This is a genomic window from Roseateles sp., from assembly GCF_039929605.1.
In the GTDB taxonomy this organism is placed as follows: domain Bacteria; phylum Pseudomonadota; class Gammaproteobacteria; order Burkholderiales; family Burkholderiaceae_C; genus Pelomonas.
Genome location: NZ_JBDSQX010000084.1, coordinates 23179 through 34498 on the forward strand (window position 1 = coordinate 23179; position 11320 = coordinate 34498).

Annotated in this window: 10 protein-coding genes; all 10 read left to right on the forward strand. The window is 67.5% G+C overall.

Translation table 11 applies throughout. The features are described 5' to 3' along the window. Positions 1-119 precede the first annotated feature (119 nt). The 10 genes from ABIS05_RS11580 to purF all read left to right on the forward strand — a co-directional run bounded on the left by ABIS05_RS11580 (position 120) and on the right by purF (position 11317). Positions 120-2684, forward strand: coding sequence for a FimV/HubP family polar landmark protein (locus tag ABIS05_RS11580; protein WP_348012403.1), 2565 nt, complete (start codon positions 120-122; stop codon positions 2682-2684). Positions 2685-2741: 57 nt separating this feature from the next. Beyond that, positions 2742-3524 carry a tRNA pseudouridine(38-40) synthase TruA gene (gene truA / locus ABIS05_RS11585; protein ID WP_348012404.1) on the forward strand — a complete coding sequence of 261 codons (783 nt, stop codon included), beginning with the start codon at positions 2742-2744 and terminating at the stop codon, positions 3522-3524. Continuing rightward, entirely contained in the window at positions 3521-4150 is a 630-nt protein-coding gene (locus tag ABIS05_RS11590; RefSeq protein ID WP_348012405.1) for a phosphoribosylanthranilate isomerase, read from the forward strand. The genes truA and ABIS05_RS11590 overlap by 4 nt, the downstream gene beginning before the upstream one ends. Before the next feature lie 9 nt (positions 4151-4159). Next, positions 4160-5413, forward strand: coding sequence for a tryptophan synthase subunit beta (gene trpB, locus ABIS05_RS11595; RefSeq protein ID WP_348012406.1), 1254 nt, complete (start codon positions 4160-4162; stop codon positions 5411-5413). Further along, a complete protein-coding gene (trpA, locus tag ABIS05_RS11600) occupies positions 5410-6213 on the forward strand; it encodes a tryptophan synthase subunit alpha (RefSeq protein WP_348012407.1) in 804 nt (267 codons plus the stop codon). Before trpB ends, trpA begins: the two co-directional genes overlap by 4 nt. A gap of 3 nt (positions 6214-6216) precedes the next feature. Next, a complete protein-coding gene (gene accD / locus ABIS05_RS11605) occupies positions 6217-7089 on the forward strand; it encodes an acetyl-CoA carboxylase, carboxyltransferase subunit beta (protein ID WP_348012408.1) in 873 nt (290 codons plus the stop codon). Between the two features lie 68 nt (positions 7090-7157). Beyond that, on the forward strand, positions 7158-8468 hold the full coding sequence (gene folC, locus ABIS05_RS11610; protein WP_348012409.1) for a bifunctional tetrahydrofolate synthase/dihydrofolate synthase: 1311 nt from the start codon (positions 7158-7160) through the stop codon (positions 8466-8468). A gap of 14 nt (positions 8469-8482) precedes the next feature. Continuing rightward, complete coding sequence (locus ABIS05_RS11615) at positions 8483-9241, forward strand: SPOR domain-containing protein (protein ID WP_348012410.1); 759 nt, start codon at positions 8483-8485, stop codon at positions 9239-9241. Between the two features lie 10 nt (positions 9242-9251). Continuing rightward, on the forward strand, positions 9252-9794 hold the full coding sequence (locus ABIS05_RS11620; protein ID WP_348012411.1) for a CvpA family protein: 543 nt from the start codon (positions 9252-9254) through the stop codon (positions 9792-9794). 11 nt (positions 9795-9805) lie between these two features. Next, positions 9806-11317, forward strand: a complete 1512-nt coding sequence (gene purF, locus ABIS05_RS11625; protein ID WP_348012412.1) for an amidophosphoribosyltransferase — start codon at positions 9806-9808, stop codon at positions 11315-11317. The last annotated feature ends 3 nt before the right edge of the window (positions 11318-11320 follow it).

The following is an 11320-nucleotide window of genomic DNA, read 5'->3' on the forward strand; positions in this document are numbered from 1 at the left end:
GCGTATATGCTTGATGCTGTTGTGTTTTTTAATTCGAAACTCGACGCCGGCAATGTGCAGATCAGCGTGCGGACCAAGTTCGCACAGCGCGTGCTGAAGATCGAGACAGGCGGGGCACGATGCCCCGCCTTGTTGCTTTGGGGAATGCCTTGAAAGACCACATCCGCGACGCATTCGAGGGCGTCCGCCCGACCGGCTTCACCCGCCACCACCTCGCACTGGCCGCCGCGCTGCTGGTAGCCACGGGTGGTGCGCAGGCGTTGGGCCTGGGCAAGTTGAATGTGCAGTCCGCCCTCGGCGAGACCATGCGTGCCGAGATCGACGTCACCAGCCTGACGCCCGAAGAGGCCGCCACACTCAAGGTGCGCGTCGCGCCGCCCGATTCCTACCGCATCAGCGGCGTCGACTACAACCCGGTGCTGACGTCGGCCCAGGTGCTGATCGTTCGCCGCGATGGCCGTACGCTGCTGCGCGTCAGCAGTGACCGCGCGGTGCAGGAGCCGTTTATCGACGTCATCCTGGAGCTGACCTGGTCCACCGGCAAGCTGGTGCGCGAATACACGCTGCTCTTCGACCCGCCGAGCCTGCCCAAGCCCGCGCCCCTCATCACCGCACCGCCTGTTGTTGCCGGCGCACCAGCGGTCGCCAGCGAAGCGGTGCCCGCACCGGCGCCTGCCGTGACCACGGCGCTGCCACGCATCCTGCCCGGGCAGCCACCCATGGCGGTGGCTCGACCGCCGGTCGCAGCGCCGACTCCTGCACCAGCATCTGCTCCGATGCGCCCCGCCGTCACCGCCGGCTCCGAATACGTTGTCCGCCCGGGCGATTCGCTGTCCAAGGTTGCCGGCCGCACCCAGGTCAGCGGCATTTCGCTGGACCAGATGCTCGTCGGGTTATTCCGCAACAACCCCGACGCATTCATCGACGGCAACATGAACCTGCTCAAGGCGGGCGCCGTGTTGCAGGTGCCGTCCAGCGAGGCACTGGCCAATGTGCCCGCGCCTGAGGCCCGTCGAATCATCTTGGCCCAGAGCGCCGACTTCGCGGCCTACCGCCAGCGGCTGGCTTCTGCCGCCCCCACGTTGAAGAGCACCGAGAGCGAACGTCAGGCCAGGGGCCAGGTGCAGGCCGCCGTTGAGGACCGCAAGCCCGCAGCCGCACAAACGCCCGACAAGCTCACACTCAGCAAGGCCGCCAGCGCTGGCGAGACCAAGCTCTCCAAGGAAGCCGAGAAGAAGGACGCCGCCGCCCGTGTGGCCGAACTGACGCGCAATGTCGAGGAGCTGAAGAAGCTCTCCAACGCCGCCGCCGCCACGCCTGCGGCGCCGGGCGCCGCCGTACCGGCTCCTGCGCCTGGAGTGTCGACCTTGCCTTCTCCGGTCGTGGCTGCCGTCGAGCCCGCTTCCATGCCGGCCCCGGTTGCTGCAGCCAGCATGGCTGCGTCCAGGCCGGCTCCCCGCGCCAGTGCGCCGCTGCCCCCGTCTCCGGCCGCCGAGCCACCCGGCTTCATCGAGGAATTGCTCGACAACCGCTTTGTCCTGCCGTTGGCCGCCGTTCTTGTCGCCGTGCTGGGCGGCCTTGGCCTCTATCGCCTGCGTTCGCGCCGCCCGGCCAACGCCGCCGAGACCGGTTTCCACGAAAGCCGCCTGCAGCCCGACTCCTTCTTCGGCGGCACCGGCGGCCAGCGTGTCGACACCCGCGACACGCAGAACAGCGGCCAGTCGTCGATGAGCTACTCGCTCAGCCAGCTCGACGCCATTGGCGACGTGGACCCGGTGGCCGAGGCCGACGTCTACCTCGCCTACGGCCGCGACCTGCAGGCCGAGGAAATCCTCAAGGAGGCCCTGCGCGCCAACCCGACGCGCCTGGCCATTCGCCTGAAGCTGCTGGAGGTCTACGCCAAGCGCCGCGACACCAAGGGCTTCGAGCAGCTCGCCGTGCAGCTGTTTGCCGAAACCCGTGGGTCGGGCGAGGACTGGGCCAAGGCGCAGGAACTGGGCCGTGGCATCGACCCGGACAACCCGCTGTACCAGCCGGGTGGTGCACCAGCCCATGTCGAGGACGGCCCCGAGCTGCGTCCCGAGCCCATGAACGCCAGCACGCTGCCGCAGACTGCGCTGCCGAGCGGCGCGCATTCCGTAGCGCCTCATCTGGGAACCGACACGATGGGCCGCAGCGGTCCGGACACCGGCCCCGTCAGCGGTTTCGACCTGGCGCTGGACCTGGACCTCGACGCCGTCGAGCCCGTCTCGCCCCACGCAATGGCCGCGACGCAGGCCATGCCGGCCTCGATCGAGCACGCGCCGTTGACGATGGACTTCGATATCTCCGGTCGCGGAGCCCGCGTTGCACCACCGGCTCCGGATCTGAGCTTCGACCTCAGCAGCATGGGCGGCCTGTCGAGCAGCGCATCGTTGTCGCCCGCCACGGCGCCGACGGAACTGGATTTCGACTTCGGTGAACCTACCCAACCGGGCGAAACCGATCCGGACCATCTCGCCGTGGCCCTGGAAGCACTGGGTGACGATGACGGCGACCCGCTGGTGCGTCAGCTGGAGCTGGCCGATGAGTTCCGCCAGATCGGCGACACCGAAGGCGCCCGCGAGGTGTTGCAGGAGCTGATCCAGCGTGCCAGCGGTTCGCTGCGCGACCGCGCCCAGGCGATGCTGAACGACCTCCGCTAAGCACAACCGTGATACTTCGACGCCCGGCCTGGCCGGGCGTTTTTACTTCCGGACCCGATGAGAGTTGCACTTGGCGTGAGCTACCGCGGCGGCGGCTACAACGGCTGGCAGAGCCAGGCCGATGGCCGAACGGTGCAGGACGCACTCGAAAAGGGTCTGTCCGCCTTCGCGGCCCAGCCGATCCGCACCATCTGCGCCGGCCGCACGGATAGCGGTGTTCACGGCATCAATCAGGTCGTCCACTTTGACACCGAGGTCGAGCGTGAGCTGTCCTCGTGGGTGCGCGGCAGCAACCGCTACTTGCCGCCTGACATTGCCATCCAGTGGTGCCGTTTTCCGGGTGATGCCTTCCACTCGCGCTACTCCGCACGTGGACGGCGTTATGCCTATCTGCTGCTGGAATCGGCCGTGCGGCCGGCCATCGAATCGGGTCAGTGTGGTTGGGTGTTTCGCCCGCTCGACCAGGCCGCGCTGGAAGCCGCCGCCGCGCGCCTGATTGGCGAACACGATTTCTCGTCTTTCCGCTCGGCGGAGTGCCAGGCCGCGTCGCCCATCAAGACCTTGCGCGAGATCCGCGTGCAGCGCCGCGGCGCCTACTGGCGCCTCGAGTTCGAGGCCAGCGCCTTCCTTCATCACATGGTGCGCAACCTGATGGGCTGCCTGCTGGCGGTCGGCAACGGCACGCGCCCGGTGGCCTGGGTGAGCGATGTGCTCGCCGCCCGCGATCGCAAGGTGGCAGCGCCTACGTTCTCCCCCGACGGCCTGTACTTTCTCGGCCCGACCTACGATGCCGAATTCGACATCCCACGCGAAGTCCCGGCTTTGAACTGGCTCCCATGACCCGAATCAAGATCTGCGGGCTGACCCGCGAGGCCGATGTTGAAGCGGCCATTGCAGCCGGCGCCGACGCCATCGGCTTTGTCTTCTATGCCAAGAGCCTACGCGCGGTGACGCCGGAGCGGGCGAGGGTGCTGGCGCGGCTGCTGCCGCCCTTCGTCACGCCGGTGGGACTGTTCGTCAACGCGACCGATGCCGAACTGCAAGCCGGTTTCGACGCGCTGCCCAACATGCTCGTGCAGTTCCATGGCGACGAGACGCTGGCTGACTGCGAGCGCGTGAACCGGCCTTACCTGCGTGCGGCTGCCGTAGCGCCTGGCTTCGACTTGGTAGACTTCAGCTCCCGTTTTTCCAGTGCCCAGGCCATCCTGCTCGACGCCCCTGTCGACGGTTATGGCGGTGGCGGCAAGGTCTTCGATTGGTCACTCATTCCTCCAAGCGTCAGCTCTCGCCTCGTTTTGTCTGGTGGGTTGAATGCAGCAAACGTCGGCGATGGCATCAGGCAGGTGCGGCCTTGGGCCGTTGATGTGAGTTCCGGCGTCGAGGTGTCCAAGGGCATCAAGAGCGCCGACCTGATCCATGAGTTCTGCCGCGCAGTAAAGCGCGCCGATGCCGAACTCTCCCAATAGGGGAAGACCATGTTCCAGTACGACCAGCCCGACGCGACCGGGCATTTCCGCCATGCGGGCACTGCCACCTTTGGCGGCAGTTTCGTCTCCGAGACCCTCGTCCACGCGCTCGACCAGCTCAAGGACGCCTACGCGCACTACCGCAACGATCCCGAGTTCATCGCCGAGTACCAGCGTGAGCTCAAGCATTTCGTCGGCCGCCCAAGCCCGATCTACTATGCCGACCGCCTGAGCCGTGAGCTGGGCGGCGCGCAGATCTACCTCAAGCGCGAGGATCTGAACCACACGGGGGCGCACAAGATCAACAACGTCATCGGCCAGGCGCTGCTGGCCAAGCGCATGGGCAAGCCGCGCGTCATCGCGGAGACCGGTGCTGGCCAGCACGGCGTGGCCACGGCAACGATCTGCGCGCGTTACGGGCTGGCGTGCGTCGTCTACATGGGCAGCGAGGACGTGAAGCGCCAGTCGCCCAATGTCTACCGCATGAAGCTGCTCGGTGCCACGGTCGTGCCGGTGGAGAGTGGCAGCAAGACGTTGAAGGATGCGCTCAACGAGGCAATGCGCGACTGGGTCACCAATGTCGAGAACACCTTCTACATCATCGGCACCGTGGCCGGCCCGCACCCCTATCCGATGATGGTGCGCGACTTCCAGCGCGTCATCGGCGAGGAATGCCTGGTACAGATGCCCGAGCTGGCCGGCCGCCAGCCGGATGTCGTGGTGGCCTGCGTGGGCGGCGGGTCGAATGCCATCGGCATCTTCCATCCCTACATCCCGCACGAGTCGGTGCGCCTGATCGGCGTCGAGGCCGAAGGGCAGGGCATCGCCAGCGGCAAGCATGCCGCCACGCTGACTGCCGGTAGCCCCGGCGTGCTGCACGGCAACCGCACTTATCTCTTGCAGGACGATGACGGGCAGATCATCGAGACGCACTCCATCTCAGCCGGCCTGGACTATCCCGGCGTCGGCCCCGAGCATGCGCACCTGAAGGACATCGGCCGCGCCGAGTACGTCGGCGTCACGGACGCCGAGGCGCTGTCGGCCTTCCACCGCCTGTGCCGCACCGAAGGCATCATCCCCGCGCTCGAATCCAGCCACGCGGTCGCCTATGCCATCAAGCTCGCGCCGACGCTCGGCCAGGACAAGGTGCTGCTGATCAACCTCAGCGGCCGCGGCGACAAGGACATCGGTACCGTCGCCGACCTGTCCGGCGCCACCTACTTCGACCGCCCGTCGCAAGCCGGCGAGAAGGTCAAGCAATGAGCCGCATCAAGACCACCTTCGATCAGCTCAAGGCCAATGGCCGCAAGGCACTGATCCCCTTCGTCACTGCAGGTGACCCGTACCCCGAGGCGACCGTCGACCTGCTGCTGGCGATGGCCGAGGCCGGTGCCGACGTCATCGAGCTGGGCGTGCCTTTCTCCGACCCAATGGCCGACGGCCCCGTCATCCAGCGCGCTGGTGAACGCGCGCTGAAGCACGGCATCGGCCTGCGCAAGGTGCTCGGCTTCGTGCGCGAGTTCCGCGCGCGCAACGACAAGACGCCCCTCGTCCTGATGGGCTACGCCAACCCGGTCGAGCGCTACGGCCTGGACGCCTTCGTGGCCGATGCGTCGGCGGCTGGCGTCGACGGCGTGCTCATCGTCGACTACCCGCCCGAGGAGTGCGAGGAGTTCGCCGCCAAGCTGCGTGCGGCGGACATGGACGCGATCTTCCTGCTTGCGCCCACGTCCACCGAGACGCGCATGGCGCAAGTCGGCAAGCTCGCCAGCGGCTACGTCTACTACGTGTCGCTGAAGGGCGTGACCGGCGCTGGCCACCTGAACACCGCCGCCGTGGCCGAGGCCGTGCCGCGCATCCGCCGCCACGTCAGCACGCCGGTGGGCGTGGGCTTCGGTATCCGCGACGGCGCCACGGCGCGGGCGGTGGCCGACGTGTCGGACGCGGTCGTCATCGGCTCCAAGCTGGTCGAGCTGCTGGAGCAGCAGCCAGCCGATAATGTTGCCCTGACCGGCGCGGCCTTCATCCGTGAAATCCGCGCGGCACTCGACAAGAAGGACTGACACATGAGTTGGCTCGACAAACTCCTCCCGCCCAAGATCCAGCAAGGTGACCCCGCCGACCGTCGTACGGTCCCCGAGGGCCTGTGGATCAAGTGCCCGAGCTGCGAGACGGTGCTCTACAAGACCGACCTGGAGCAGAACATCAATGTCTGCCCCAAGTGCTCGCACCACCACCGCATCGGCGCGCGCGCCCGGCTGGATGCCTTCCTCGACGCCGAGGGCCGCTATGAAGTGGGTCAGGAAATCCTGCCGGTCGACGCGCTCAAGTTCAAGGACAGCAAGAAATACCCCGACCGCCTGAAGGAAGCGCTGGAGAACACCGGCGAGACCGATGCGCTGGTTGTGCTGGGCGGTGCGGTCATGACCGTGCCGGTCGTCGCGGCTTGCTTCGAGTTCGACTTCATGGGTGGCTCGATGGGCTCGGTCGTCGGCGAGCGCTTCGTGCGCGGTGTCGAATCGGCCATCGAGCAGAAGACGCCCTTCATCTGCTTCACCGCAACCGGCGGCGCGCGCATGCAGGAAGGCCTGCTGAGCCTGATGCAGATGGCCAAGACCAACGCGTCGCTGACGCGCCTAGCCAAAGCCAAGCTGCCCTACATCAGCGTGCTGACCGACCCGACGATGGGCGGCGTGTCCGCCAGCTTCGCCTTTGTGGGCGACGTCGTCATTGCCGAACCCAAGGCGCTGATCGGCTTTGCCGGCCCGCGCGTCATCGAGAACACCGTGCGCGAGAAACTGCCCCCGGGCTTTCAGCGCGCCGAGTTCCTGCTGGAAAAGGGCGCCGTCGACATGATCGTGGACCGCCGCCAGCTGCGCGAAACGATCGCCCGTCAGCTCGCCATGCTGCAACGCCAGAGCACGGACGCCGTCGCCTGAACGTCGCCCGCAGAGTTCCAAGCCAGGCCCCGCGCCTGGCTTTTGTTTTTGTTGATCAGTAGCCCGCCATGACGCTTGACGACTGGCTCGCCCACTGCGAGCGCCTGCATCCCAAGACCATCGACATGACGCTGGACCGCGTGTCCACCGTGCGCGAGCGCCTGGGCATCGCCTTCGACTGCCCGACCATCGTTGTCGCCGGCACCAACGGCAAGGGGTCGACCTGCGCGATGCTGGAGTCCATTGCGCTGCATGCCGGCTACCGTGTCGGCCTCTACATCAAGCCCCACCTCGTGCACTTCCAGGAGCGCTGCCGCGTCGGCGGCGAACCCGTTCAGGCCGCGTCGCTGGAGCCGCACTTCGAAGCCGTCGAAGTTGCGCGCGGCGACATCACGCTGACCTACTTCGAGTTCACGACGCTGGCCATCATGCGGCGCCTGCAGCACGAGCCGCTCGACCTCGTCATCCTCGAAGTCGGCCTCGGCGGCCGGCTGGATGCCGTCAACGTCATCGACGCCGACTGCGCCGTCATCACCAGCATCGACCTCGACCACACCGAGTTTCTTGGCAACGACCGCGAGAGCGTTGGCCGCGAGAAGGCCGGCATCATGCGCGCCGGTCGGCCGGTCGTCGTCAGCGACCCCGTGCCGCCGGCGTCCCTTGCGGCGCGCGCTGCCGAACTGGGCGCCGACCTGCGCCAGCTCGGCCGCGACTTCACCTTCAGCGGCGACCGCGCGCAGTGGCAATGGGCTGGGCGCAACAAGCGCTTCTCGGGCATGGCCTACCCGGCGCTGCGGGGCGTGAACCAGTTGCTGAATGCGTCCGGCGTGCTGGCGGCGCTGGAGGCGCTCTCCGACAAGCTGCCAATCAGCGCCCAGGCCGTGCGCACCGGTTTGGCCCTCGTCGAGCTGCCCGGCCGCTTCCAGGTGCTGGCCGGCCAGCCCGCCGTCGTGCTGGACGTCGCCCACAACCCGCACGCGGTCGCGGCCCTGGCCCAGAACCTCGACCAGATGGGCTTTTTTCCCCGCACTCACGCCGTCTTCGGCGCGATGGCGGACAAGGACCTGGGCGGCATCCTGGCGCGCATCGCGCCGCTGGTGGACGTCTGGCATTTCACTGATCTGCCAATCCCGCGCGCCGCCACGGCCGCGCAGCTCGAGGCAGCCTTCCTCGCCGCCGGGCTGAAGACACCGCCCGGCGTGACGACGTACACCCACGCCAACCCGCTCGATGCCCTGCACGCGGCGGCGGCCGGCGCGACCACGGCCGATAGAATCCTCGTCTTCGGTTCCTTCTACACCGTGGGTGGGGTGCTCCAGCAGGGCCTGCCCCGTGTGACGGCCGGCGCTGCCGAGCCGACACCTCCCACCCTCCACTGAGCCTGACGCTGCCGATGGGCCTGTTTTCCTTTCTCAAGCGCGATGACGCCGCCACTGCGGCGGCGCCCAAGAAGTCGGCCAAGTCCGGCGCCAAGGCGAGCGCGGCCGACGATGTGTTGGTGCTGCGCGCGCGCGCCCGCCGCCGGCTTATCGGCGCCGCCGTGCTGGTGGCTGCCGGCGTCGTCGGCTTCCCGCTGATCTTCGAAACCCAGCCGCGGCCGATCCCCGTCGACCTACCCATCGAGATTCCCCGCAAGGAGACCGCGCCGCCGCTGACGGTGCCGACGCGTGAGCCGCTGAGCCAGGCCGAGCCAGCGCCCCAGCCGACGCCCACCGCCAACGCGGAGTTGCCCGTCGAACCCAAGGTCGCCGAAAAGCCCGTTGAAAAGCCGGTTGAAAAGGTCGCTGAGAAACCCGTCGAGAAGCCGCCCGTCAAGGTCGCCGAGAAGCCCGTGGACAAGTCGACCGACAAGCCCAAGCCCGCCAACGACGGCGCTCGCGCCCGGGCCTTGCTGGAGGGCAAGGAAACGGCACCTGCGGCTGCGGCCCGCTTCATCGTGCAGGTGGGCGCCTACGGTGAGAACAAGACGGCGCAGGACGTGCGCAGCAAGGTCGAAAAGCTCGGCCTCAAGACCTACGCCCAGGCCGTCGACACGGCCGATGGCCGGCGCATCCGCGTGCGCCTGGGGCCGTTCGCCAGTCGCGACGAGGCCGAGCGCGCCGCCGCCAAGCTCAAGGGCGCTGGCCTGCCTAGCGCCATCCTCACCCTTTGACGCCACGACCATGGACATCGCGCTGAGCTGGGTCGATCTCGCGCTGGCAGGCTTGCTGCTGCTGTCCATCGCCATCGGCCTTTGGCGCGGTCTCGTCTTCGAGGTGATGTCGCTGGCCGGCTGGGTGATCGCCTATTTCGCCGCCTCGCCGCTGGCGCCCGTCGTGCTGGACCTGTTGCCCGACTCGATGGCGGCCCGGTTCAGCCCCAGCGTGCTGCATGTGATGTCCCTCGCCATCGCCTTCTTCTTCGTCCTCATCGTCTGGAGCCTGGCCACACGCCTGGTCAAGGCGTTGATCCACGCCACGCCGCTGTCCGTGGTGGACCGCCTTGGCGGCGCCAGCTTCGGCGCGCTGCGCGGCGTCATCATTGCGCTGCTGCTGGTGCTCGTGATCGGTGCCTCGCCGCTGGCCGAATCACAAACCTGGCGCGCCTCGCTCGCCGTGCCCCGGCTGACCGTCGTGCTGCGCGACGCCGCGCCGATGCTGCCCGAACCCATTGCCCGTTTTGTTTCGCGCTCGATGACCCCATCTGAGGCGGAATCGACAGATTAAGGACCCACGCCATGTGCGGCATCGTCGGCGCTCTCGCTGCCTCTCCCGTCAACCAACTGCTCTATGACGCGCTGCTGCTCTTGCAGCACCGCGGCCAGGACGCGGCCGGCATCGTCACGATGCAGGGTCAGAAGTGCTTCATGCACAAGGCTCGCGGAATGGTGCGGGACGTCTTTCGCACGCGCAACATGCGTGGTCTGCCGGGCAGCATCGGGCTCGGCCAGGTGCGCTACCCGACGGCAGGCAATGCGTACAGCGAGGAAGAGGCGCAACCGTTCTACGTGAACGCGCCCTTCGGCATCGTGCTGGTTCATAACGGCAACCTGACCAACGCGCATGCGCTGAAGGACGAGCTGTTCGACATTGACCGACGCCACATCAACACCGAGAGCGACACCGAGGTGCTGATCAACGTGCTGGCCCACGAGCTGGAGATGGCCGCGCGGGACCTGCCGCTCAGCCCGAAGGAAATCTTCGCCGCCGTGCGCGCGGTGCAGAAGCGCATCAAGGGCAGCTACGCCGTCATCGCGCTGATCGCCGGCCAAGGCCTGCTGGCCTTCCGCGACCCCTTCGGTATCCGCCCGCTGTGCTTTGGCCGCTCGGCGAACGGCGAGTTCATGGTGGCCAGCGAAAGCGTGGCTCTTGAGGGCACCGGTCACCAACTGGAGCGCGACGTGGCGCCCGGTGAAGCCCTGTTCATCGACATGACCGGCAAGCTGCATGCCGAACAGTGCAACGACAACCCGTCGCTGAACCCCTGCATGTTCGAGTTCGTCTACCTCGCGCGGCCGGACTCGGTGATGGATGGCATCTCCGTCTACCAAGCGCGCCTGAACATGGGTGAGACGCTGGCGCAGCGTGTCATCTCGACCATGCCGCCCAATGAGATCGACGTGGTGATTCCTATTCCCGAGAGCAGCCGCCCTTCGGCGATGCAACTGGCCCACCGTATCGGCAAGCCCTATCGCGAAGGCTTTGTGAAGAACCGCTACGTCGGCCGCACTTTCATCATGCCGGGGCAGGGCGCGCGCAAGAAGAGCGTGCGCCAGAAGCTCAATGCCATCGGCGTGGAGTTCAAAAACCGCAACGTGCTGCTGGTGGACGACTCCATCGTGCGCGGCACCACGTCCCGGGAGATCGTGCAGATGGCCCGCGAGGCCGGTGCGCACAAGGTCTACCTCGCCTCCGCCGCGCCGCCGGTGCGCTACCCGAACGTCTACGGCATCGACATGCCGACAGCCGAGGAACTGATTGCGCACAACCGCTCCATCGAGGAGATCCGCGAGTACATCGGCGCCGATGCGCTCATCTACCAGGACGTGGATGCGATGAAGCGCGTCGTCGCCGCGCTGCGCCCAGGCCTCGCCGGCTTCGAAGCGAGCTGCTTCGACGGCCATTACGTGACCGGCGACGTCAGCCTGGAAGACTTCGCCACGCTGCGTGCGCAACGCGCCAGCCAGCCCAGCGACGAGGAGGCCGATACACGTGGCCGCTTGGCGCTGCAAGGCGACAGCGAGGGCTGAGCG

What these genes read in the sequence shown, in the direction of transcription:
- trpB (WP_348012406.1), top strand. Translation starts at nt 4,160, where the DNA reads ATGTTCCAGTACGACCAGCCCGACGCGACCGGGCATTTCCGCCATGCG.
- trpA (WP_348012407.1), top strand. Translation starts at nt 5,410, where the DNA reads ATGAGCCGCATCAAGACCACCTTCGATCAGCTCAAGGCCAATGGCCGC.
- ABIS05_RS11615 (WP_348012410.1), top strand. Translation starts at nt 8,483, where the DNA reads ATGGGCCTGTTTTCCTTTCTCAAGCGCGATGACGCCGCCACTGCGGCG.
- truA (WP_348012404.1), top strand. Translation starts at nt 2,742, where the DNA reads ATGAGAGTTGCACTTGGCGTGAGCTACCGCGGCGGCGGCTACAACGGC.
- ABIS05_RS11620 (WP_348012411.1), top strand. Translation starts at nt 9,252, where the DNA reads ATGGACATCGCGCTGAGCTGGGTCGATCTCGCGCTGGCAGGCTTGCTG.
- ABIS05_RS11590 (WP_348012405.1), top strand. Translation starts at nt 3,521, where the DNA reads ATGACCCGAATCAAGATCTGCGGGCTGACCCGCGAGGCCGATGTTGAA.
- folC (WP_348012409.1), top strand. Translation starts at nt 7,158, where the DNA reads ATGACGCTTGACGACTGGCTCGCCCACTGCGAGCGCCTGCATCCCAAG.
- ABIS05_RS11580 (WP_348012403.1), top strand. Translation starts at nt 120, where the DNA reads ATGCCCCGCCTTGTTGCTTTGGGGAATGCCTTGAAAGACCACATCCGC.
- purF (WP_348012412.1), top strand. Translation starts at nt 9,806, where the DNA reads ATGTGCGGCATCGTCGGCGCTCTCGCTGCCTCTCCCGTCAACCAACTG.
- accD (WP_348012408.1), top strand. Translation starts at nt 6,217, where the DNA reads ATGAGTTGGCTCGACAAACTCCTCCCGCCCAAGATCCAGCAAGGTGAC.